Source organism: Allobosea sp. TAF32 (genome assembly GCF_052113585.1).
In the GTDB taxonomy this organism is placed as follows: Bacteria; Pseudomonadota; Alphaproteobacteria; order Rhizobiales; family Beijerinckiaceae; genus Allobosea.
Genome location: NZ_JBFRDM010000003.1, coordinates 106,588 through 129,430 on the forward strand (window position 1 = coordinate 106,588; position 22,843 = coordinate 129,430).

At 67.1% G+C, this 22,843-nt stretch carries 20 protein-coding genes and 1 pseudogene; 12 read left to right on the forward strand and 9 right to left on the reverse strand.

Going from position 1 to position 22,843, the window contains the following annotated elements:
- Positions 1 to 60: 60 nt before the first annotated feature.
- On the reverse strand, positions 61 to 3,450 hold the full coding sequence (locus AB4Z16_RS08045; protein ID WP_441510816.1) for a transglutaminase family protein: 3,390 nt from the start codon (positions 3,448 to 3,450) through the stop codon (positions 61 to 63).
- Between the two features lie 246 nt (positions 3,451 to 3,696).
- Here AB4Z16_RS08045 and AB4Z16_RS08050 point away from each other — a divergent pair, with 246 nt between their 5' ends.
- From AB4Z16_RS08050 to eda, 8 genes are all read left to right on the forward strand, one after another.
- Complete coding sequence (locus AB4Z16_RS08050; protein ID WP_441510817.1) at positions 3,697 to 5,289, forward strand: ABC transporter substrate-binding protein; 1,593 nt, start codon at positions 3,697 to 3,699, stop codon at positions 5,287 to 5,289.
- Between the two features lie 134 nt (positions 5,290 to 5,423).
- Positions 5,424 to 6,488 (forward strand): ABC transporter permease, encoded by a 1,065-nt coding sequence (locus AB4Z16_RS08055; RefSeq protein WP_441510818.1) that lies wholly within the window; start codon positions 5,424 to 5,426, stop codon positions 6,486 to 6,488.
- A 10-nt stretch (positions 6,489 to 6,498) separates the two neighbouring features.
- The gene (gene nikC / locus AB4Z16_RS08060) at positions 6,499 to 7,404 is read left to right on the forward strand and encodes a nickel transporter permease (RefSeq protein WP_441510819.1); all 906 of its coding nucleotides are present in this window, start codon (positions 6,499 to 6,501) and stop codon (positions 7,402 to 7,404) included.
- A 4-nt stretch (positions 7,405 to 7,408) separates the two neighbouring features.
- The gene (locus AB4Z16_RS08065; RefSeq protein WP_441510820.1) at positions 7,409 to 8,266 is read left to right on the forward strand and encodes an ABC transporter ATP-binding protein; all 858 of its coding nucleotides are present in this window, start codon (positions 7,409 to 7,411) and stop codon (positions 8,264 to 8,266) included.
- Positions 8,263 to 9,015, forward strand: coding sequence for an ABC transporter ATP-binding protein (locus AB4Z16_RS08070; RefSeq protein ID WP_441510821.1), 753 nt, complete (start codon positions 8,263 to 8,265; stop codon positions 9,013 to 9,015). Before AB4Z16_RS08065 ends, AB4Z16_RS08070 begins: the two co-directional genes overlap by 4 nt.
- Positions 9,016 to 9,186: 171 nt before the next feature.
- Positions 9,187 to 10,689 (forward strand): glucose-6-phosphate dehydrogenase, encoded by a 1,503-nt coding sequence (zwf, locus tag AB4Z16_RS08075; protein WP_441510822.1) that lies wholly within the window; start codon positions 9,187 to 9,189, stop codon positions 10,687 to 10,689.
- Positions 10,689 to 11,375: a 6-phosphogluconolactonase gene (locus AB4Z16_RS08080; RefSeq protein WP_441510823.1), complete on the forward strand. Its 687-nt coding sequence runs from the start codon at positions 10,689 to 10,691 to the stop codon at positions 11,373 to 11,375. The genes zwf and AB4Z16_RS08080 overlap by 1 nt, the downstream gene beginning before the upstream one ends.
- Before the next feature lie 39 nt (positions 11,376 to 11,414).
- Positions 11,415 to 12,059 carry a bifunctional 4-hydroxy-2-oxoglutarate aldolase/2-dehydro-3-deoxy-phosphogluconate aldolase gene (gene eda, locus AB4Z16_RS08085; RefSeq protein ID WP_441510824.1) on the forward strand — a complete coding sequence of 215 codons (645 nt, stop codon included), beginning with the start codon at positions 11,415 to 11,417 and terminating at the stop codon, positions 12,057 to 12,059.
- Between the two features lie 134 nt (positions 12,060 to 12,193).
- On the opposite strand, the gene AB4Z16_RS08090 is transcribed toward eda, so the two are convergent.
- Together AB4Z16_RS08090 and AB4Z16_RS08095 are read right to left on the reverse strand one after the other, a co-directional pair.
- A complete protein-coding gene (locus AB4Z16_RS08090; RefSeq protein WP_441510825.1) occupies positions 12,194 to 13,297 on the reverse strand; it encodes an NAD(P)/FAD-dependent oxidoreductase in 1,104 nt (367 codons plus the stop codon).
- 9 nt (positions 13,298 to 13,306) lie between these two features.
- A complete protein-coding gene (locus AB4Z16_RS08095; protein WP_441510826.1) occupies positions 13,307 to 14,482 on the reverse strand; it encodes a M20 aminoacylase family protein in 1,176 nt (391 codons plus the stop codon).
- Between the two features lie 451 nt (positions 14,483 to 14,933).
- On the opposite strand from AB4Z16_RS08095, the gene AB4Z16_RS08100 reads away from it, so the two are divergent.
- Entirely contained in the window at positions 14,934 to 15,245 is a 312-nt protein-coding gene (locus AB4Z16_RS08100; protein ID WP_441510827.1) for a peptidoglycan L,D-endopeptidase MepK, read from the forward strand.
- A gap of 18 nt (positions 15,246 to 15,263) precedes the next feature.
- On the opposite strand, the pseudogene AB4Z16_RS08105 reads toward AB4Z16_RS08100, so the two are convergent.
- The 3 genes and pseudogenes from AB4Z16_RS08105 to AB4Z16_RS08115 all read right to left on the reverse strand — a co-directional run bounded on the left by AB4Z16_RS08105 (position 15,264) and on the right by AB4Z16_RS08115 (position 18,171).
- A pseudogene (locus AB4Z16_RS08105) lies at positions 15,264 to 15,789 on the reverse strand (GNAT family N-acetyltransferase).
- A gap of 32 nt (positions 15,790 to 15,821) precedes the next feature.
- Complete coding sequence (locus AB4Z16_RS08110; RefSeq protein WP_441510828.1) at positions 15,822 to 16,790, reverse strand: threonine ammonia-lyase; 969 nt, start codon at positions 16,788 to 16,790, stop codon at positions 15,822 to 15,824.
- A gap of 124 nt (positions 16,791 to 16,914) precedes the next feature.
- Positions 16,915 to 18,171 (reverse strand): peptide ABC transporter permease, encoded by a 1,257-nt coding sequence (locus AB4Z16_RS08115; protein ID WP_441510829.1) that lies wholly within the window; start codon positions 18,169 to 18,171, stop codon positions 16,915 to 16,917.
- Between the two features lie 188 nt (positions 18,172 to 18,359).
- Between AB4Z16_RS08115 and AB4Z16_RS08120 the strand changes: the two genes are divergently transcribed.
- Both AB4Z16_RS08120 and mobA read left to right on the forward strand, forming a co-directional pair.
- On the forward strand, positions 18,360 to 18,875 hold the full coding sequence (locus AB4Z16_RS08120) for a DUF2478 domain-containing protein (protein ID WP_441510830.1): 516 nt from the start codon (positions 18,360 to 18,362) through the stop codon (positions 18,873 to 18,875).
- 33 nt (positions 18,876 to 18,908) lie between these two features.
- Positions 18,909 to 19,535 carry a molybdenum cofactor guanylyltransferase MobA gene (gene mobA / locus AB4Z16_RS08125; protein ID WP_441510831.1) on the forward strand — a complete coding sequence of 209 codons (627 nt, stop codon included), beginning with the start codon at positions 18,909 to 18,911 and terminating at the stop codon, positions 19,533 to 19,535.
- Positions 19,536 to 19,550: 15 nt separating this feature from the next.
- Here the strand turns inward: mobA and AB4Z16_RS08130 are convergent, their stop codons facing one another.
- The 3 genes from AB4Z16_RS08130 to AB4Z16_RS08140 all read right to left on the reverse strand — a co-directional run bounded on the left by AB4Z16_RS08130 (position 19,551) and on the right by AB4Z16_RS08140 (position 21,413).
- On the reverse strand, positions 19,551 to 19,952 hold the full coding sequence (locus tag AB4Z16_RS08130; protein WP_441510832.1) for an SRPBCC family protein: 402 nt from the start codon (positions 19,950 to 19,952) through the stop codon (positions 19,551 to 19,553).
- Between the two features lie 88 nt (positions 19,953 to 20,040).
- Positions 20,041 to 21,156 carry an Mrp/NBP35 family ATP-binding protein gene (locus AB4Z16_RS08135; protein WP_441510833.1) on the reverse strand — a complete coding sequence of 372 codons (1,116 nt, stop codon included), beginning with the start codon at positions 21,154 to 21,156 and terminating at the stop codon, positions 20,041 to 20,043.
- 29 nt (positions 21,157 to 21,185) lie between these two features.
- On the reverse strand, positions 21,186 to 21,413 hold the full coding sequence (locus AB4Z16_RS08140) for a sulfurtransferase TusA family protein (RefSeq protein WP_441510834.1): 228 nt from the start codon (positions 21,411 to 21,413) through the stop codon (positions 21,186 to 21,188).
- Positions 21,414 to 21,623: 210 nt separating this feature from the next.
- Between AB4Z16_RS08140 and AB4Z16_RS08145 the strand changes: the two genes are divergently transcribed.
- A complete protein-coding gene (locus tag AB4Z16_RS08145) occupies positions 21,624 to 22,838 on the forward strand; it encodes a molybdopterin molybdotransferase MoeA (RefSeq protein ID WP_441511187.1) in 1,215 nt (404 codons plus the stop codon).
- Positions 22,839 to 22,843 lie beyond the last annotated feature (5 nt).

The following is a 22,843-nucleotide window of genomic DNA, read 5'->3' on the forward strand; positions in this document are numbered from 1 at the left end:
CCCCCACGCGCTTCCGTTCGACTGATCCCAGTCGAACGGAGATGATTCGCGCCAATATGACTACCGCCTCAGATCCAGCGTGAGCGGAAATTCGGCGCTGCGCTCTTCCGGCGGAATCGCCAGAGCGCCGGGACTATGACCGATCGCTTCGAAGCGCGCGAGCCGTCTTGCTTCGGCTTCATAGGAATTGACCGGGGGTGTCTCGTAATTGCGACCGCCCGGATGCGCGACATGGTAGACGCAGCCGCCAAGCGAGCGTCCGGCCCAGCTATCGACGATGTCGAAGGTGAGCGGCGCATGCACCGGGATCGTCGGGTGAAGGCCCGAGGCCGGCTGCCAGGCCTTGAAGCGCACGGCCGCGATCGCCTCGCCGGAGGCGCCTGTCTCGGTCATCGGTAGCCGCCTGCCATTGCAGGTGATCAGATGACGCCCCGGAACGAATCCCCTCGCCTTCACCTGCAGACGTTCCACCGAGGAATCGACATAGCGCACCGTGCCGCCGATCGCGCCTTCCTCGCCCAGCACATGCCAGGGCTCCAACGCTTGCCGGATCTCGATCTCGACGCCGCCATGCGCGACTTTGCCGAAGAAGGGGAAGCGGAACTCGGCCTGCGCCTCGAACCAGACCGGGTCGAAGGCATAGCCGGCGCGCTTCAGGTCCGCGAGCACCTCGCGGAAATCCTGCCAGACCAGCTCCGGCAGCATGAAGCGGTCGTGCAGCGCGGTGCCCCAGCGCACCAGCTTGCCATCCAGCGGCTCGCGCCAGAACCAGGCGATCAGCGCCCTCAGCAGCAATTGCTGCGCCAGAGACATTCGCGAATCCGGCGGCATCTCGAAGCCGCGGAACTCCAGCAGCCCGAGCCGTCCGGTCGGCCCGTCCGGCGAATAGAGCTTGTCGATGCAGATTTCGGTGCGATGCGTGTTGCCGGAGACATCGACCAGCAGGTTGCGGAACAGCCGGTCGACCAGCCAGAGCGGGATCGGTGCCTCACCCGGTTTCGGCACCTGCGCCAGTGCGATCTCAAGCTCGTAGAGCTGGTCCTGCCGGGCTTCGTCGATGCGCGGCGCCTGGCTGGTCGGGCCGATGAACAGCCCGGAGAACAGGTAGGACAGGGCCGGGTGCCGATTCCAGTAGAGCACGATGCTCTTCAATAGGTCCGGCCGGCGCAGGAAGGGTGAATCAGCTGGCGTCACGCCGCCGAGCACGACATGGTTGCCGCCGCCCGTGCCGGTGTGGCGTCCGTCGACCATGAATTTCTCGGCGCAAAGCCGCGCCTGCCGCGCCTCCTCGTAGACGCCCCGCGTGATCGCCACTGCCTCGCGCCAATCGGTGGCCGGGTGGATGTTGACCTCGATCACGCCGGGGTCGGGCGTGACCTTGATGACATCGAGGCGCGGGTCGAAGGGCGGCGCATAGCCCTCGATATGCACGGGCAGGCCTGTCTCCTCGGCCGCCGTCTCGATCGAGGCGACGAGGTCGAGATAATCCTCCAGCCGCTCGACTGGCGGCAGGAACACGCAAAGCACATTGTCGCGGATCTCGAGGCTGAGCGCGGTGCGCACATGCTCGCCGCCGATCTCCTGCTCGGTGCGCTGCTGGGCTGTACCTGCCACGCCGGGATCGGCCTGGACGGACATTTGTGGCGGCGCTGCGAAGCTGGTCGGGGCCACCGGCGCCGGTGGGCTTCCGGCGCCCGGCGCCGGCGCGGCCTGCGAGACGCCGGCCGGCGGCAGCGGACCACGCGGCTCCGTCGGGTCTTGCGGATGGATATGCGGGTATTCGGCTTTCGGGACTTCGGGGAGGGAGCCGAGCGGCAGTCGATAACCGACCGGCGAGTCGCCCGGCACGAGGAAGAGCTTGCCGCGCCGCAGCCGCCATTTCTCCGAGCGCCAGCGCCGGTCGTTCGCGGCCGCCTGCCAGCGCTGAACCGGGATGACGAAGCCGCGGGGATGGCCGAGACCGAGCTGGAAGACCTGCGCCATCCGCGCCCGCTCCTCGGGATCGGCGAGGCGTGAATCGAGCGGGTCGACATTGTCGGGAAGCTGCGCCTCCTTCAGCAGCCAGTGGCCGGTATCCTCATAGGCCGGGATGACATAGTCGGCGCCGAGGCCGAGATTTTCCGAAAGCTCCCTCGCCAACGCCTCGGCATCCTGGACGGCGGCGCCGGCTTCGAGCTCCCGGTCGCCGCCGGTCCTGGCACCGGGCTCGCGGGCGATGAGGTCGGGGTTGCGCCAGATCGGCTGCCCGTCCCGGCGCCAGTAGAGCGCGAAGGCCCAGCGCGGCAGGCTCTCGCCCGGATACCATTTGCCCTGGCCGTAATGCAGCATCCCTCCGGGCGCGAAGCGCTCGCGCAGGCGCCGGATCAATGCGTCGGCGCGCTCGCGCTTGGTTGGTCCGACCGCGGCGATGTTCCACTCGGCTCCGGTCTGATCGTCGATCGAGACGAAGGTCGGCTCGCCGCCCATGGTGAGCCGAACGTCCTGCGCCTGCAGATCGGCCTCGACCTTCTCGCCGAGCGCGTCCAGCGCCTGCCAGGATTCGTCGGAGAAGGGCAGGGTGATGCGTGGCACCTCGTGCACCCGCGCCACGCTCATCCGGAAGTCGAAGGTCGTCTCGGCATAGCTCGCCACGCCCGAGACCGGCGCGGCCGAGCGGTAATGCGCCGTCGCCGCCAGCGGCAGGTGGCCCTCTCCGGTGAGAAGCCCGGAGGTCGGGTCAAGGCCAACCCAGCCCGCGCCGGGAATATAGACCTCGGCCCAGGCGTGAAGGTCGGTGAAGTCCTTGTCGGTGCCGCGGGGGCCCTCCAGCGGGTCGACGTCGGCCTTCATCTGGATCAGATAGCCGGAGACGAAGCGGGTCGCGAGGCCGAGATGCCTGAACGCCTGGACCAGCAGCCAGCTCGTGTCGCGGCAGGAGCCGGAACGGATCTGGAGCGTGTGCTCCGGTTCCTGCACGCCCGGCTCCATGCGGATGCCATAGGCAATCATCCGCTGCAGCCGTGCGTTGACGTCGACGATGAAGGTGACGGTGTTGACCGGCTCCTTCGGCAATTCGGCGAGGAAGGCTTCGAGTAGCGGCCCGGCCGGCTCCGTCACCAGATAGGGCGCAAGCTCCGCGCGCTGCTCCGGCGTGTAGGCGAAGGGAAAGGTCTCTGCCTCCGCCTCGACGAAGAAGTCGAAGGGATTGATCACCGACAGCTCGGTGACGACGTCGACCTCGATGCGGAATTCCGTGACGGGCTCCGGGAAGACGAAGCGCGCCAGCCAGTTGCCGGCCGGGTCCTGCTGCCAGTTCACGAAATGCTGGGCCGGCGTCACCTTCAGCGAATAGCTGTTGATCGCCGCCCGGCAATGCGGCGCCGGCCGCAGGCGGATGATCTGCGGCCCGAGCGTGACCGGGCGATCATAGGAATAATGGGTGACGTGGTTCAGCGCGGCGATGATGGCCAAGGTTCGGCTCCCCCGGGACGCTGGCAAAGGCGGCAGACCGCCCACCGAGACAGGTTAGCGAGCCGGATCGCATGCGCAAGGCGCCCGGTGGACAGGGTGGCGGCAGGCCGGAGAACCTCTGCCCAAGAGATGTGCATAATGGCGAGCGGATGGACTGCGCTCGGCTGGACAGCCGAGCCCGACTGGTTGCAGATAGCCGGCAAGGAGCCATCGATGGCTCCAGAGACACGAACAACGGGGAAATCGATGCGTCACGTAGCCAAGTTGATGGCGGCTTCGGCCTTTGCGGCCTTGATGTCGACGACGGTCGCCTTCGCGCAGACGCCGAAGGATACGGTCGTCATGGCCAAGCAGATCGACGACATCATCACGCTCGATCCGGCCGAGGCTTTCGAATTCTCCGGCGTGGAGGTCGTCGCGAATGTCTATGACAAGCTGATCAACGTCGATATCGCCAACAACAATGCGCTGGTGCCGGATCTCGCCGAGAGCTGGACCGTCAGCCCCGACAGCCTGACCTACACCTTCAAGCTGCGCAAAGGCGTCAAGTTCCACTCCGGCAACCCGCTGACCGCGGCTGACGTGGTCTACTCCGTCCAGCGCGCGGTCACGCTGAACAAGTCGCCGGGCTTCATCCTGCGCCAGTTCGGCTTCGTCGCCGAGAACGTGCTCGATAAGGTCAAGGCTCTCGACGAGAACACCGTCCAGATCACCGTCTCCAAGCCCTTCGCGCCGACCTTCTTCTACAACTGCCTGACCTCCGGCGTGGCTTCGATCGTCGATTCCAAGCTGGTCAAGGCCAATGAGAAGGACGGCGACTGGGGCAACGCCTGGCTGAAACTCAATTCCGCCGGATCCGGCGCCTACAAGGTCCGCGCCTACCGCCCGAATGAGCAGTACACGCTCGACGCCAACGAGAGCTGGTACAAGGGCGCGCCGAAGAGCAAGCGCATTGTCGTGCGCCATGTCGCCGAGCCGGCTTCGCAGCGTCTGCTCGTCGAGAAGGGCGACGCCGATATCGCCCGCAACCTCTCCAAGGATCAGCTCGCTGCGGTCAAGAGCAACGACGCGATCAAGATCGTCCAGGGCGACAAGGGATACATCCTCTATCTCGGCCTGAACCAGAAGAACCCGAACCTAGCCAAGCCCGAGGTGCGCGAAGCGCTGAAGCTGCTGGTCGATTACGCCTCGATCGAGAAAAACATCCTCGAAGGCACCTACAGGGGCCACGAATCCTTCCTGCCGCAGGGGTTCCTGGGCGCGATCTCGGACAAGCCCTACCAGCTGAACCTCGCCAAGGCGAAGGAACTGCTCGCCAAGGCCGGTCTGGCCAACGGCTTCACCGTCACCATGGACACCCGTTCGGTTGCGCCGATCACCGATATCGCCCAGGCGATCCAGGCGACTTGGGCCCAGGCCGGCGTCAAGCTCGAGATCATCCCGGGCGACGGCAAGCAGACCCTGACCAAGTACCGCGCCCGCACCCACGACATCTATATCGGCCAGTGGGGCCCGGACTATCTCGACCCGCACACCAATGCCGAGACCTTCGCCATCAACGAGGACAATGGCGAGGAGGCGAAGTCGAAGACGCTGGCCTGGCGCAATGCCTGGGATATCCCGGACATGACCAAGATCACGCAGGGCGCGGTGCTGGAAGCTGACGCGGCCAAGCGCAAGGCGACCTATGAAACGCTGCAGCGCGAGCATCAGAAGGTCTCGCCCTTCGTCATCATGTTCCAGCAGATCGAGGTCTCGGCCGAGCGCAAGAACGTGAACGGCTGGGTCATCGGCCCGAGCTCGGACACCAATTTCTACGCGACCATCGTCAAGAACTAAGTTCCGTGACGCAGGAGACCCGCCCTGGCCCTCGGCCTCGGCGGGTCTTTGCGTTCCCGTAGAATACGCTGCCGGCGTGACCCGCCCGGCCAGGAGAGACCGTTGCTCATGACGATCAGGAACGGAGGCGAGGCATGACGGCCGTGACGCAGGCGCCAGCCCGCAAGAGCGCCTCGCCGGGAAGGCTGGGCCGTTGGGGCCGCGCGCTCTCGCGCGAGCTGACGACCGTGGTCATCACCATGTTCGGCCTGCTGCTCGTCACCTTCTTCATCGCCCGGGTCATCCCGATCGATCCGGTGCTCGCCGTCGTCGGCGACAATGCCCGTCCCGAGACCTATGAGGCGGCGCGCATCGAGCTCGGCCTCGACAAGCCGCTCTGGCAGCAATTCGCGATCTATATCGGCAAGGTCTTCACCGGAAATCTCGGCACCTCCGTGCTGACCTCCAACCCCGTTACCGAGGATATCAAGCGCGTTTTCCCGGCGACGCTGGAACTTGCCACGCTCGGCACGTTGATCGGCGTCCTCATCGGCGTTCCGCTCGGCATCCTCGCCGCCGTCAACCAGGGCCGCTGGCAGGATCAGGTTGCCCGCGTCGTCGGTCTCGTCGGCTATTCCGTGCCGGTCTTCTGGATCGGCCTGATGGCGCTGCTGCTGTTCTACGCCAAGCTCGGCTGGGTTTCCGGGCCGGGCCGCATCTCCGTGGTCTGGCAGGATATCGTCACCACCCGCACAGGCGTCATCATGATCGACGCGGCGCTCGAAGGCGAATGGGAAGCCTTCTGGGACGCATTCTCGCACCTGATCCTGCCGGCGCTCGTCCTCGGCCTGCTGTCGGTCGCCTATATCAGCCGCATGACCCGCAGCTTCATGATCAGCGAGCTGCAGCAGCAATACGTCATCGCGGCCCGCGTGAAGGGTGTCTCGGAAACCGCCGTGATCTGGCGCCACGCCCTGCGCAACGCCGCGGTGCCGCTCTTCACCGTGATCGCGCTCTCCTACATGCACCTGCTCGAAGGCTCGGTGCTGACCGAGACGATCTTCGCCTGGCCGGGGCTCGGCCGCTATCTCACCAACGCGCTGCTCAACGCCGACATGAACGCTGTGCTTGGCGGCACGCTGGTGGTCGGCGTCGTCTTCATCGCGGTCAACCTGCTGACCGACATCATCGGCCGGTTGGCCGATCCGCGTGTGCGCTGAGGAGGCGGATATGAGCGACACTTCCTCCGCCGGCCTGCATGCTTGGCTGATCAGCGATTCGCCGGCATCGCGCCGCCAGGCCCGCCTCGGCCAGCTCTACCGGCAATGGCTCGCCTTCAGGCGCAATCCGATGGCAGTGGCGGGCCTCGCCATCATCGTCCTGCTGCTGCTGCTGGCCGCCTTCGCGCCGCTGATCGCACCGTTCGACCCGCTTGCGCAGGCACTCGACAAGCGGCTGCTGCCGCCGTCCGCGACCAACTGGTTCGGCACCGACGCGCTCGGGCGCGACATCTTCAGCCGCATCGTCTACGGCACGCGCATCACGCTGGTCATCGTGCTGCTGGTCGTGGTGACGGTCGGTCCCTTCGGCCTGCTGATCGGCGCAGTCTCCGGCTATTTCGGCGGCTGGGTCGACCGGTTGCTGATGCGCATCACCGACGTTTTCCTCGCCTTCCCGCGCCTTGTGCTGGCGCTGGCCTTCGTCGCGGCGCTCGGCCCCGGCATCGTCAACGCGATCATCGCCATCGCGATCACAACCTGGCCGCCCTATGCGCGCGTCGCCCGCGCCGAGACCATGGTGATCCGCAACCAGGATTACATCGAGGCGATGCGCCTGCAGGGCGCCTCGCGCGCCCGCATCATCTGGAAGCATGTCGTGCCGATGTGCATGCCTTCGCTGATCGTGCGCACCACCTTCGACATGGCCGGCATCATCCTGACCGCGGCGGGGCTCGGCTTCCTCGGTCTCGGCGCGCAGCCGCCGATGCCGGAATGGGGCGCGATGATCTCCGCTGGCCGCGAGCAGATCTTCGACCAATGGTGGGTCGCGACCTTCCCGGGCCTCGCGATCTGTGTTGTCGCGCTCGGCTTCAATCTGCTCGGCGACGGGCTCCGCGACGTCATGGATGCGAGGTAACGTCATGACGAGCGAGCAGCCTCTTCTCGAGGTCGACAATCTCAAGGTCGACTTCCACACGCCGACCGGCATCGTCCGGGCCGTGCGTGGCCTTTCCTTCAAGCTGGGGCGCGAGCGCCTCGGCATCGTGGGCGAGTCCGGCTCCGGCAAGTCGATGACCGGCCGGGCGATCCTCGATCTCATTCCACACCCCGGCGTCGTCAGTGCCGATGGCATGCGCTTCCGCGGCCAGGACCTGACGGCGATGGACAAGGGCATCAGGCGCAAGCTGCGCGGCCGCCACATCTCCATGGTGATGCAGGACCCGAAATTCTCGCTGAACCCGGTCCAGACCGTCGGCAGCCAGATCGCCGAGGCCTATCGCATCCACCGCAAGGCCGGTTCTCGCGAGGCGCGGGAGCGCAGCCTCGCCATGCTGGAATCCGTGCAGATCCGCGATCCCGCTCGCGTCTACGACCTCTATCCGCACGAGGTTTCGGGCGGCATGGGCCAGCGCGTGATGATCGCGATGATGCTGATCGCCGAGCCCGAGATCCTGATCGCCGATGAGCCGACCTCGGCACTCGACGTCACCGTGCAACTCCAGATCCTGAAGATCCTCGACGATCTCGTGACCGAGCGCGGCATGGGGCTGATTTTCATCAGCCATGACCTGCATCTCGTGCAGTCCTTCTGCGACCGGGTCATCGTTATGTATGGCGGCAAGGTCATGGAGACGCTGCCGGCGGCCGAGCTTGCCGACGCCTCCACGCGCAGCCGCCGCCATCCCTATACGCTCGGCCTGCTCGAATGCCTGCCGGACCTCGACCATCCCCGGGCGAAGCTCTCCACCCTCAACCGCGACCCGGCCTGGCTGGCATGACAAACGCTGCGATCTCCGTCGACAAGCTCAACGTGTCCTTCGGCGACTCCCATGTCGTGAAGGACCTTTCATTCGAGGTGCGCAAGGGCGAGAGCTACGGCCTCGTCGGCGAGTCCGGTTCCGGTAAATCGACCGTGCTGCGCGTGCTCTCGGGCCTCAATCGCGACTGGAGCGGTTCGGCCACGATCGAAGGCGCCGTGCAGCCCAAGGTCCGGGACAAGGCCTTCTACCGCCATGTCCAGATGGTCTTCCAGGACCCCTACGGCTCGCTTCACCCGAAAAAGACCGTGGACGACACGCTGGCCGAGCCGTTGGCGATCCACGGTGCCCGTGATGCCGAAGCGCGCATCGGCAAGGCCCTCTCCGATGTCGGCCTGCCGGCCTCCTTCCGCTTCCGTTATCCGCATCAGCTTTCGGGCGGCCAGCGCCAGCGCGTCGCCATCGCCCGCGCTCTGGTGCTCGAACCCTCGATCCTGTTGTTGGACGAGCCGACCTCGGCGCTCGACGTCTCCATTCAGGCCGAGGTGCTCAATCTGCTCGCTGCGCTCAGGCAGGAGCGCAAGCTGACCTACATCCTCGTCAGCCACGATCTCGCCGTCGTCGGACATATGTGCGAGCGGCTGCTCGTCATGCAGTTCGGCCGCGCCGTCGAGGAAATGACCGTCGGGACGCTTGCCGCGCGTCAGCCGCAGACGGCCTACGCCAAGCAATTGCTGGCGGCGAGCGCGGGCTTCCGCCGCGCGGGCTGAGCAGCGAGGGGATCGGCCCTGCGCCGTTCCCTCTTTGCAGCACGGCAAAACCGTCTCACTCTAGTCGCAGCCTTGCGTTAGCTGCTTCGCGTCCGGATCGAAGCTTGGCCGGACTGCAAGGCTTCGCGCCGGTCCAGCGAACCGGCACCGCCTGACGGAGTTACAGGACTTATGGACGCCATCGTCGACAACCCGCTTCGGCCCGAGAGCATTCCCGAGCGGACACCGGTCCCGCCCTTCGATCTCGTGATCTTCGGCGCCGGCGGCGATCTCGCTTTGCGCAAGCTTTTCCCGGCTCTCGCCCAGCGCAATCGCGAGGGCGTACTACCCGGCGAAAGCCGCATCTTCGCCGTCGTCCGCAAGGAGGAGGATGTCGAAGGGCTGCCCAAGCAAATCGCGAAGCGGCTCCATGAGGAGGGAATTCCGAAAGAGCAGGTCGAACCATTCCTGCGCCGGTTGACGATGGTCATGCTCGATGCGGTCCAGCCCGAGACCTACAAGGCCTTGAAGCAGGCGCTGGGCGAGAGCGAGCGCGTGCGCTCCTTCTATCTCTCGACCCCGCCTGACCTCTTTATCCCGATCTGCGAGAACCTCGCCAAGGCGGACATTCTGACGCCGACCTCGCGTGTCATCCTGGAGAAGCCGCTCGGCCGCGATCTCGCCTCGGCGCGGCAGATCAACGATGCCGTCGCGCGCATCCTGCCGGAAAGCCGCACCTACCGGATCGACCATTATCTCGGCAAGGAGACGGTGCAGAACCTGCTCGTCCTGCGCTTCGCCAACACGCTGTTCGAACGCTCTTGGTCGAGCCGGGACATCGACCATGTCCAGATCACCGTAGCCGAGACCGTGGGGCTGGAGCAGCGCGCCGGCTATTACGACAAGGCCGGGCATATGCGCGACATGGTGCAGAACCATCTCATGCAATTGCTGACCCTCTTCGCCATCGAGCCACCGAACATGCTGGAGTCCGGGGCGGTTCGCGAGGAGAAGATCAAGGTGCTGAAGGCGCTGCGCCCCATCGTAGGCCCGGACGTCCAGCGCTACACCGTGCGCGGCCAGTACGGGCCGGGCCAGATCGACGGCCAGCGCGTCCGCGGCTATGCCGAAGAACTCGGCCACGGCTCGAACACCGAGACCTTCGTCGCCATTCGCTGCGAAGTCGATAATTGGCGCTGGGCCGGCGTGCCGATCTATCTGCGCACAGGCAAGCGCATGGCGCAGCGCTATTCCGAGATCGCCGTCACCTTCAAGCCGGTGCCGCATTCGATCTTCGGCAACGGCAGCTGCGACAGGCTCGATGCCAACCGCCTCTTCATCCGCCTGCAGCCGAACGACGGCGTCCAGCTCCAGCTGATGATGAAGGTGCCGGGCTCAGGGCGTCTCAAGATCGTGCCGCGCCAGCTCGACCTGCGTTATTCCACCGCCTTCGACGAGCGCACGCCGGATGCCTATGAGCGCCTGCTGACCGATGTGATCCGCGGCGACCAGACTCTGTTCATGCACCGCGACGAGGTCGAGCAGGCCTGGGCCTGGGTCGATCCGATCATTGCCGGCTGGCAGGACTACTATCCGCATCCGCATCGCTACGCCGCGGGCTCCTGGGGGCCGTCGCAGGCGATCGGCCTGATCGAGCGCGACGGCCGCTCCTGGGCCGATCCGGATTTCGTCTGATGGCGGCCGGCCCGCTCGCTTGGCACCGATTCGCGACGCTGGCCGATGCCTCGGAGGCCTTGGCCGAGACCGTCGCGGTGCGGCTGGCGCAAGTGCTCGCCGAGAAGGGCCGGGCGCTGCTCGCCGTGCCCGGCGGCACGACGCCGGCACGCTTTCTCGCGGCGCTCGGACAGCACGATCTCCCATGGAATGATGTCACGTTGCTGCCGACCGACGAGCGCTTCGTCGCGGCCGATGACGAGGCATCGAACGAGCGCATGATCCGTGCGCAATTCGCACCGCTTGCGGACGGACGCGCCGAGTTCCTCTCTTTCCATGGACGTGGCAGCGACATCGAGGCGGCCGCGGCCCTGCTATGCGCGGAGCTGGCAGCACTTCCGCCGCTCGATCTGCTGGTCAGCGGGATGGGAGCGGATGGGCATATCGCTTCACTCTTCCCCGGCGCCGAAGCCACCTTCGATGCCGTGCCGGACAGCGGCATCGTCGTGGCCCGCCCGCCGGGTTTGCCGCCCCGGCTGTCGCTTTCGCCAGTGCGCCTCCGCGGTGCAGGTTGGGCGAGCCTGCTCGTTTCCGGGGGCGCCAAGGAAGCGGTGCTGAAGGAGGAGGCCGCCCGCAAGGCGCCGCTGCCGGTCGATATGCTGCTTGGCCGGGAGCAGGGGCTCGACGTCTACTGGGCGAAGGAGTAGAGCCCGGTCATCCGTTCAAATCGATTGAAAGATGAAGCCATGGACGAGACTGCCGCCATTGCCCGGTTGAAGAGCTGCGGCGTGATCCCCGTCGTCGTGATCGAGGATGCCTCGCGGGCCGTCGATCTCGCCCATGCGCTGGTCGCCGGCGGCATCGATGTGGTCGAGGTCACGCTGCGCCGCCCGGCCGCGATGGAGGCGCTCGCTGCCATCGCGAAGTCGGTCCCGAAAGCGCTGCCCGTCGCCGGCACGGTCGTCACGCCCGCGCAGGCCGCGCAGGTCAAGGATGCCGGCGCGCAGGCCGTGGTCAGCCCCGGCTTCAGCGAGAGCGTCGATGAAGCCCTGCGCAAGGTGGACCTGCCGTGGCTGCCGGGTGTCGCCACTGCTTCCGATTGCATGCGCGCCGTTGCGGCAGGCCGCACCACCGCCAAGTTCTTCCCGGCAGGGCAGGCCGGCGGCCCACCGGCCCTGAAGGCGCTTTCCGGCCCGTTTCCGCAGATGAGCTTCTGCCCGACCGGCGGCGTCGGCCTCAAGAACCTTGGCGACTATCTCGCTCTGCCGCAGGTAATCTGCGTCGGCGGCTCCTGGCTCGTGCCGGCCGATGCGATCGCAGCCGGCGACTGGAACCGCATCACCACCTTGGCGCGCGAGGCGAAGGAAGCCTTCCTGAAGGCACGGGCCTGACCCGGCCGCACACGCGTAGGCCGTGCGTCATTCTCGGGCGGAGCGAAGCGCAAACCCGAGAAGTTCCGGCAGGATGCGGCGCTGGAGTCTCTTTCGGCACGAGATGCTCGGGCCAAGCCCGAGCATGACGCGACCTACGCCAGCTTCTCCCGCACCATCTCCGCGATCGCCAGCGAGCTCGTCAGCCCCGGGCTTTCGATGCCGAGCAGATTGACGAGGTCCGGTACGCCATGAAACTCGGGACCGTCGATGCGGAAATCCGGCATCGGTTCGGTCGGCCCATGCAGCTTCGGCCGGATGCCGGCATAGTCGGCGACGAGCGCACCGTCCGGCAGTGCAGGCCAATAGGTCCGGATCGCAGCGTAGAACTTCTCCGCCCGCTTGGGATCGACGACGAGATCCTGGTCGTTTTCTACCCACTCGACATCGGGACCGAACTTGACCCGCCCGCCCATGTCGATGGTGGCGTGGATGCCGAGGCCGGCAGCTTCCGGCACCGGGTAGACAAGATGCTTGAAGGGTTGCTTGCCGGTCAGGGCGAAGTAGTTGCCCTTGGCATAGTGTTGGACCGGCACATGCTCGGCCGGAAAGCCTTCGAGCAGGCCCAGCAGCTTCGGTGCACCATGTCCCGCTGAATTGATGACGGTGCGCGCGGTATAGGTCGCCGGATCGGCGCCGCCGAAATCGACGCTGAAGCCTTCCGCCTCGCGCCGCCAGCCGGTGATCGGCGTGTTGAGCGCGAGCGAACCGCCGGCCGCCTCGCACTCGCCAAGCAGCGAGAGCATCAGCGCATGGCTGTCGACCACACCGGTCTCGGGTGAGAGCAGGGCGATCTCGCAGCGCACCTCCGGCTCCATCGCTTTCGCATCAGTGCCGGAGAGCCAGCGCAGCGAATTGACGCCGGACGCCTGCGCGCGGGCCATGATCGTCTCCAGGGCCGGCTTCTGGGCCTCGGAAGTGGCGACGATCAGCTTGCCGCAGGCTTTGTGCGGCAGGCCACGCTCTTGCAGGTAGCGGTAGAGTTTGCTGCGGCCCGCGACGCAGACGCGGGCCTTCAGCGAGCCGGGGGGATAATAGATTCCAGCATGGATGACCTCGGAATTGCGTGCCGAGGTCTGGGTGCCGATGCCCTCGGCAGCCTCGGCGATGACGACCTCGCGCCCGGCCAGCGCCAGCTCGCGGGCAACCGCGAGGCCGACGACGCCGGCCCCGATCACAAGGCAATCGATGTCGCTCATCTTCGGTCGTCAGGCCGCGCGCTGCGGCATGGCGATCTCGATCAGGCTCGTCCAGTAGTTCACGCCGACCGGGATCGCCGCGTCGTTGAACTCATAGGCCGGGTGATGCAGGCCCGCCGAGTCGCCGTTGCCGATATTGATGAAGGCACCCGGGCGTTCCTCCAGCATATAGGAGAAGTCCTCCGAGCCCATGGTTGGCGGGATGTCGGTCTTGATCGCGTCGGTGCCGAAGATCTCCTTGGTCACGCTGGTGACGAAGTCGGTCTGGCCGGCATGGTTGAAGGTGACGGGATAGCCGAGATGGTATTCCAGCTCGTACTTCATGCCGAAAGCCTTCATCACGCCGTCGACGATCTCGGTGATGCGCTTCTGCGCGAGCTCGCGGATCTTCGGCGTCAGCGTGCGGACCGAGCCCTTGATCTCGGCCGTCTGCGGAATGACGTTGAAAGCCTCGCCGGCATTGAGCGCGGTCACGGAGACGACGATCGACTCGAGCGGGTCGGCATTGCGCGAGGCGACCGTCTGCAGGGCGCTGACCAGCGCGCAGGAGGCGACGATCGGGTCGTTGACGTTGTGCGGCGCCGCCGCATGTCCGCCCTTGCCTTCGATCTTGATGTGGATGCGGTCGGCGGCGGCCATGGCCGGCCCCTTTGCGATTTCGAAGCGGCCGACCGGGATGCCCGGCTTGTTGTGCATGCCGTAGACTTCCTGGATGCCGAAGCGGGTGATGAGCCCGTCATCGATCATCGCCTTGGCGCCGGCGCCGCCCTCTTCGGCGGGCTGGAAGATCAGCACGGCAGTGCCGTCGAAGTCGCGGGTCTGGGTCAGGTACTTCGCGGCGCCGAGCAGCATGGCGGTGTGCCCGTCATGGCCGCAGGCATGCATCTTGCCGGGGATGGTCGAGCGATGCTCGAGATTGGTCTCCTCATGGATCGGCAGCGCGTCCATGTCGGCGCGCATGGCGATCACCTTGCCGGAATCCTGGTTCTTGCCCTTGATGACGCCGACGACGCCGGTCTGGCCGATGCCCGTCACCACCTCGTCGACGCCCCATTCCTTCAGTTTTTCGGCCACGAGACCCGCGGTCCGGTGAACGTCGTACATCAACTCGGGGTGGCGATGGATGTCGCGGCGGATCGCGGCGATTTCGGGGGTCAGCGCCGCAATGAGGTCGGTCTTGGGCATCGTATCCTCTGAGATGCATGGGGCGACCGCGCAGAAAGCGGGTGCCGTCCGGCACGCTAGCCCAGCCCAGGCCTCCCTGTCCAAGCCGGCAGCGCGCAGGGGGCGGGCTTTGGCGGAATGGCGAGATGCCTTCTGGAAGATAATCGTCCGCCGGCAAACGGGCGGGAGCGATCTTGGTTACGGCCGCGAAATACTCCGGAAAGGCCCAAGCCATGATTTGGCCTTCCTTGACGAATAGCTCAGGCATCCTTCGCTCTGGCCATCGAGAATATCTGGCCTGATCCTTCCAAATTTCCCCTTACATGTCTGGTAGATGATGCGTCGCTTGTCGTTGCTTGCGTTTGTTTTTGGTTTCTTGCCTTCGGTCGCTCTGGCTGACATTGCTCCCGAGAAAATCTCCTTTCAGCCGCAGGTCAAGGGTCTGGGCTGTCTGAAGCCCGAGACGAAGGCGATGATCGCCGAACTCGTCGCGAAGATCGGTCCCATCCAGATCACCTCGACCTGTGGTGGCCGTCATGCGCGGAACTCGCAGCACTACAGCGGCAGGGCGGTCGACTTCCGGCCGCTGGCGGCCTCGGCGCGCAAGGCTGCGGCAGCGGCACGCTCGCTCGCCAATGTCGGCGGCGTCGGCACTTATTCGAACGGCCTCGTCCACGCCGATGTCGGCGCGCTCGAGATCTCCTGGCACGGCCACAAGCGCAGCCGCTACGCTTACGCCAGCAAGCGCAGCCGCTATGCCAGGGTCGCGCGCAACAGCAACTGATGGCGCTTTCCGGCGTCCTCAGCGGGCGGTGACGTCGAGCGCATGCCGATAGACCAGATCGTTTGGATCGGGTCTGTCGGCGAGCGTATCGCGCACCGCTCCAAGCCGTTCCGCCACCGCGATCGATGTGGCGTTGCCAAGCGCGACATAGCTCACCAAGCTGGAAAGCTTCAGCTTCCGTGTCGCCCAATCCCGCAAGGCACGGGCAGCTTCGGTGGCATAGCCATGCCCTTCATGGCCGGCATAGAGCAGCCAGCCAGCCGAGTTCCTTCTCCGGGAAGAGCGGGCCGTCATTGATGCCGACCTGCCCGATGCAGGCACCGGTCAGTCTGAGCTCGATCATCACCGCGCCGTGCCCGAACAGCGACCAACAGGCGATGTCGTGGCAGAACATGCCCCAGGCCTGCCGCGTCGCGTAGGGGCCGCCCATTCCCGTGGAGCGAGACGACGCCAGAAACGCGGCATAGGCGGGAAAATCCGCTTCGGCCATCGGCCTCAGCGTCAGGCGCTGCGTCTGCAGCGTTGGAACGGGATGGTGGCTCATGCGAGGCTTCTAGAGCCGCGCTGCCGACCACGCTAGACGGCGAATTCGGTGCGCCAGCGCGCGATATCGTCCAGCGCGACGTTCGATCCGCAGAGCACGAGGCAGACGCGCTCTCCGGGGCGGAACGTTTCCTTCCGCGCCAGCGCGGCCGCGACCACGCAGGACGCAGCGGGCTCCAACAGCACGCGGCCATTCTGGAGCACCCAGACGAGTTCGCGAACAGCTTCCGCGTCCGACACCAGGACGATTTCCTCAAGGAACTGGCGGGCCGCGGCCATGGTGCGTTCCGTCGCGAAGGGAGCGCCGAGCGTGCGCGCGATCGAGGTCGGGCGGATCGCGACCGGCTGGCCGGCGGCGAGCGCCTGGGTCATCGTGGTCGCGCCCTCGGTTTCGACGCCGTGCAGCCTTACGGCCGGATCCAAGCCCTTGAGCGCCGCGCCGACGCCGGCCGAGAGGCCACCACCGCCGATCGAGACGAAAACATGGTCGAGCCGCCCCCCGGCATCGGCGGCGAGTTCGAGGCCGAGCGTTCCATGGCCGGCGATGATCGCCGGATCGTCATAGGAATGAACATGGACCATGCCTTGCCGGGCGTAGTCCTCGGCCTTGGCGAAGGCGGCGACGGAATCCTCGCAGAGCTCGACCTCGCCACCCGCCTGTTGCGTCAGCTGGATGTTGAGCGCGGGCGTCGCCTTGGGCATCAGGACGAGGGCGCGGGCCCCCATGGAGCGGGCGACGAGCGACACTGCGATGGCATGATTCCCGCCCGAGACGGTGACGACGCCGCGCTTCAATTCGGCTTCGCTCAGCCCCATCAGCTTGTTGTAGCAGCCACGGACTTTGAACGAGCCGCCGAGCTGCAGGCTCTCGACCTTCACCCAAGTCTCGACCCCGAGCCGCTCGGACAAGCCGGCGCTGTAATAGGTCGGCGTGCGGCGGACCTTGCCGGCGATGCGCCCGGCTGCGGCCTGGATATCGGCGAGGGTAACATCGAACGGCATGGGCGCTTCTGTCCTCTCCCGGCTACGCGGTAGCCTTCCATGCTGCACGAGAGCGCGTCGGGCGCAGGGCCGTCAAGCACGAGAGGCGCGCTGCGCCTCGCCGATAACCGACAGGGGGATTAAGTCAGTCCGCCGGCGGCTCGCCCGCCTTGGGGCGCGAGCGGCCGGTCGAGCGCATCGGCAGCGGCACCGCGGGCCTGTCGGTGCGGTATTGGCCGCGGGCGATGGCGCCGAACAGCAGCACCACGGCGGTCAGCGTCATCAGCCACCAGGGCAGGAGTGGCGCGAAGCCGAAGACGGCGAGCGCGAAAGCGGTGGTGAATGCAGCAACGCCGCCGGCCGCCAGCGCGCCCGGCATGCGGCCGGCGGCGCGGATGGCGAAATACAGGCAAGCGGCAGCGGCCGCAGCGCCAACGAGGCCGAGCTCGTACCAGGTCTCGAACAGCAGGGTGGCCGGCGCGGGCTGCGGCAACATGCCCCTGAGCTGGTCGCGGACCACGGTATCGAGCCCGTGGCCGGTGATGAGCTCGATCGGCGACTGCCGGATGACATCCGCCCAGATCGACAGCATCTGCGCGAAATCGTCGGCGCTGTCCGGCAGTACGGAAACCAGTGGCGCGAGCAGGAACGGCAGCAGGGGGGCGAACAGCATCAGCCCGGCGATGATGGTTGCGATCACCTGCGCGGCCCGCTCGCGGCTGGCGGTGACGGCGCCGAAGGCTACCGCGCCGAAGAGCATCGCGACCGTTTCGCCGTCATCGAACCGCGTCAGCGCCAGCAGCGCCACGACGAGGGCGAGGCCGAGCGCGCTCATCCCGCGTTCGCGCGACAGCAGCCAGGCGAGAGCCGGCCAGGCGGTGATCAGGATGATCGAGACGCCGCGCTCGACGGCGCCTGGCGGCGTCTCCGCATGCCGCAGGGCCGCGATGATGATCAGCCCGAGCGCGAACATGCCGGCGCTGCCGGTGCCGAGCGGCGAAAGGTTGAGATTCGAGGAGCGCATCCGTTCCGGAAGCGCCGACAACCCGGTGAAGCCGAGCACGACGGCGAGCATCAGATTGCCGGCTTTTTCGGCGGCCGAGGTGGGGAAGGGGCTCCATACCAGCGAGAGCAGCGCCCAGGCCACGAGGCCGAGCAGGATCAGTCCGGGTCGGCTGAAAACGGCTCCCTTGAGGGAGCCGACGAATTTGGCGGGCTCCTCGATCAGCATCGCGATGATCAGCAATGCGATGCCGATCGGCACGAGGACGACGGCGGCGCGGCGCGAGACCAGCGCGGCCAGAGGCAGGACGAGCGCGAGCGTGCCGAAGCCGATGCGCCGCAGCAGCAGCGCGGCATCGGTGGCCGGGTCGAGCGGAGCTTGAGCGTTGTTACGGATCATGCGTTCCGGCGGGGTGATAGGCGGCAGCTCGCCCGGTTGCCCGAAACGAACCGATGCCACCCTAGCGAGAGTGCGGGCGCGCGACTGTAGGTGCGGCGCAACACTGCGCCGGCATCTCTCACGCGGGGAATGAACCCGCGGCGCCGGTGCCTCTGGCGCCTGGGGAGCGTTCGTGAGAGGAATCCGGCATGACCATGCTGGCTGCCATCCCCTATACGAGCGGTTTCCCGATCGACGCCTTCATGCAGGACGTGGCGACGCAGTTGAAGCGGCGCGGCCTGCGGCTTGGCGGGGTGGTTCAGCACAATGACGCAGCCTGCGACGATCGCTGCATGGCGATGTCGCTGGAGGATCTCGGCAGCGGCTATCGCTTTCCGATCAGCCAGGATCTCGGCGCGGGTGCCGCCGGCTGCCATCTCGATGCCGCCGGGCTCGCCGCAGCCGCAGCGGTTTTCGCCGGCGCATTGGCAGAGCGCGTCGATCTCGTCATGGTCAACAAGTTCGGCAAGCAGGAAGCGCTCGGCGAAGGGTTGCGCCATGAGATCGCCAATGCCGTGATGGCGGGCCTGCCCGTGTTGCTCGCGGTGCGCCGCGACTTCCTGCCGGCATGGCGCGATTTCGCCGGAGACGACTGGGTCGAACTGGCTGCGGATATGGCGGCGGTCGAACGATGGGTCGGCGATGCGATCCGGCTTGCGGCCTGACGCTGCCCTGACACAGATCCGAGGCGTGTCGGCATGACGACCCCGATGCTGCTTTCCACGTTCGGCCTCGTTCTCGCAGGCGGTCTCGCACGTCGGATGGGCGGAGGTGACAAACCGCTCGAACTGCTCGCCGGCAGGCCGATCCTTGCCCATGTGATCGAACGGCTTCGCGGGCAATGCGATGGCCTCGTCCTCAACGCCAATGGCGACCCGGCGCGCTTCGCGGCCTTCGGCATGCCGGTGGTCGCTGATACCGTGCCGGGCTTCGCCGGTCCCCTTGCGGGTATCCTCGCCGGCCTCGACTGGCTGGCCGAGCATCGGCCGGAAATGGAATGGCTGCTGAGCGTCGCGGCCGATACGCCTTTCATCCCGAACGATCTCGCCCGGCGCCTGCATGAAGCCCGGATCGCGGCCCAAGTCCCGCTGGCCTGCGCCGCCTCGGCCGGGCAGGCGCATCACGCCATCGGCCTCTGGCCGGTCCGGCTGCGGGAGGATTTGCGGCAGGCGCTCGCGGCCGGTGAGCGGAAAATCAGCCGCTGGACGCAGGGGCACGGCGTTGCCGTCGCGGAATGGGCTGCGGGACCCCTCGATCCGTTCTTCAACGTCAACACGCCGGGCGACCTGCGCGAGGCGGGGCGGCTCGCACGATTGCTGAGCTAGCCATCGCGGCGGCGGTCAGCGTTCCAGCAGGGCCTTCAGCGCCGCGAGATCCCGCGCGATCATGCCCGCATCGGCGGCCATTTCGTCGTCGGACATGCCGTCACGCTGGAACAGCGTGAAGACGATCTCGGCACCGTCGCCATTCGCTACCACCCGCATCGGATTGTGCATGGCCGGGCCGTGCTCGGGGACCACTGCATGGTCGAGCACGCCGTGGCGGTTCGGCTCGCTGAACAGGATGCGCATCGGTCCCATCGGGGTTTCGGCGCGCCAGGTCATGCCCTCGACATGCACGAAGCTGTGGCCGAGACCCTCCGCCCATTGTGGGAAATTCTCCGGCTCGGCCAGGAAGGCATAGACCTCCTCAACCGGGCGATCGATGCCGATGCCGATATGCCGGGCGCGCTGGATCGCCATCCCCGTTACTCCTTTATCTAGAACAAAAGAAGAACAAAATGAGCGAACTGTCAAGCGGCGGGCGGGAAGCGCCTTGCTTGAAACGGTGTCACTCGATGACGATGCGCGGCGCTGCTCTCATGGCCCCGCCGAGGCCGGCTTGGACCTGCCGTGCCAGCGCGACATAGGCTTTGGCATGGGGGCTCTGCGGATCGCTGGCGACGATCGGGCGGCCTCCGTCCGATGTCTCGCGGATCGGCATGGCGAGCGGAATCTCGCCGAGGAAGGGGATGTGCAGCCGCTCGGCTTCGTGCCGCGCGCCGCCATGGGCGAAGATGTCGGACTGGTGTCCGCATTCCGGGCAGATGAAATAGCTCATGTTCTCGACGAGGCCGAGGATCGGCACCGCGACCTTCCTGAACATGGCGACGCCGCGGCGCGCATCGAGCAAGGCGAGGTCCTGCGGCGTCGAGACGATGACGGCGCCGGCCAGCGGCACCTGCTGCGCCATGGTGAGCTGGGCATCGCCGGTGCCGGGCGGCATGTCGACGACGAGCACGTCGAGCTCGCCCCAGGCGACCTCGCGCAGCATCTGGGTGATCGCCGAGATCACCATCGGCCCGCGCCAGATCATCGGCGTCTCCTCGTCGACGAGGAAGCCGATCGACATCACCTTCAGCCCATAGGCCTCCATCGGCGCCAGCGTTCGGCCCGAGACGATCTGCGGCTTGCCGGTGATGCCGAAGATCTTCGGCATGGACGGGCCGTAGATATCGGAATCGAGCACGCCGACCTTGAGGCCGAGCGTCGAGAGCGCCACGGCGAGATTGGCCGCGGTGGTCGATTTGCCGACGCCGCCCTTGCCGCTGGCAACCGCGATGATCTGTTTCACCCCCGGCACGCCGGCCGGCTTCGGCGCGCCGCCGGGGCCGGGCCGCTGCGCCTGCTGGCGCGCCTGCATTCCGGCCGATGGAGGCGCCTTGTCGGCGGTCAGCCCGACGAGCACCTGGGTGACGCCCGGCAGACCGCTGACGGCGCTTTCCGCAGCCTTGCGGACCGGCTCCATCGCGCTGGCCTCGGTCGGGTCGATGCCGATCGCGAAGATCACCTTGCCGCCGTCGACGAGGATATCGCCGATGCGGCCGGATGCGGCGAGCGATTGTCCGCTCGCCGGCAGCTTCACCAGTTCGAGCGCCCGCAGGACATCGGCTTGGGAGACGGTCACGTCGTTGAACTCCGTTCGCTGGCGCGGCGCTAGGCCGCCTTGCGGATATGGAAGACGATGGCGCCGTCCGCATCCCCCTGCCGCTCGATGACATCGCCGGTTTCGCGCGCGAGGTTGGGCAGGTCGATCGCCGCCATCGGGTCGGTGCAATGCACGACGAGCAGGGCGCCGGCCTGCGCCGTGCTCAGGGCCTTGCGCACCCGCAACACCGGAAGCGGGCATTTCAGGCCACGCAGATCGAGCGGAATGGTGTCCATGGTCTCGCGCCCACTGGGCCGTTGTTGTCGCCGCTTCATAGGACGGCTGTTCGGGTGGGAGCAACCACGCGCCATGCCGCATGCTTGACCGGCCTCGTTTGGGCGAGGATGAAGGTGCAACGGACCCAAGCGCGCCGGGGTGGCGATACGGGCGCAGCTCCGGAAAGGACGAGTGCCGTGACGGGTAGGCGGGGCGGACCAGGAGGGGATATCGGATTGATCTCCCTCGATGAGGCGGGAGGCCGCTCGGCTGCCTGCGCCGAGCCGGTGCCGGGCGTGCTCGAGCTGCCGCTCGTCGAGGCGGATGGGCGTGTGCTGGCGGAAGCCGTGGTCGCGCCGATCGATTTGCCGCCCTTCGCGAATTCCGCGGTCGACGGCTATGCCGTCCGCCATGCCGATCTCCTGCCGGGTGCCGAGACCCGCCTGCCGCTCCTCGGCCGAACGGCGGCTGGCGATCCGGCCGGCACGCTCGGACACGGCGCTTGGCGCGTCTTCACCGGCGCTCCCGTGCCTGATGGTGCCGACCTGGTCGTGATGCAGGAGGATGTCTCGCTGAGTGGCGACGAGGTCATCCTGCCGTCCCCGGCGAAGCGCGGCGCCAATCTGCGCAGGGCTGGGGAGGATGTCGCCCGGGGGCAGGAGGTTCTTCCGGCGGGCCGGCGCCTGCGGCCGCGGGATCTCGGGCTGCTCGCCGCTTTGGGTTTGGAACGGGTGCGGGTCAGGCATCGCCCGCGCGTCGCGCTGTTCTCGACGGGCGACGAGCTGACCGAGCCCGGGCAGCGCTTGAGACCGGCGGCGATCTACGACGCCAACCGGGCGATGCTGCGTGCCCTGTTGGCGCGGGCGGGCGCCGATGTCGTCGATCTCGGCATTCTGCGTGATGAGCCCGCTGAGCTGGAGCGGCACCTGCGCGCGGCCGCCGGCGCCTGCGATCTGGTCGTCACTTCGGGCGGCGTCTCCGTCGGGGAGACCGATCATGTCAAGGCTGCGCTGTCGGCCTGCGGTTCGCTCGACCTCTGGCGCGTCGCGATCAAGCCGGGCAAGCCGATCGCGATCGGCGAGGCGGCCGGCACGCCCTTCATCGGCCTGCCGGGCAATCCGGTCGCGGTTTTCGTCGGGTTTGTGTTCGTCGCTCGGCCGCTGCTGGCGCGCCTTGCCGGCACGGTGGACGAAGCGCCGATCGTCTTTCCCGTCACGGCCGGCTTCCAGCATCGGAAAAAGCCTGGGCGCCGGGAGTTCCTGCGCGCCTCGCTGGAAAGGCGCGACGATGGCGCCGTGATCGCGCGCAGGCATCCCGGAGAGGGGGCCGGCTCTCTCGCCTCGCTCGCGCAATCCGATGGGCTGCTCGTGCTGGCGGAGGAACTCGAGCAGCTGGAGGAGGGCAGCAGCGTGCCCTTCCTCCCTTATGTCGGTTTGCTGGGCTGAAACCG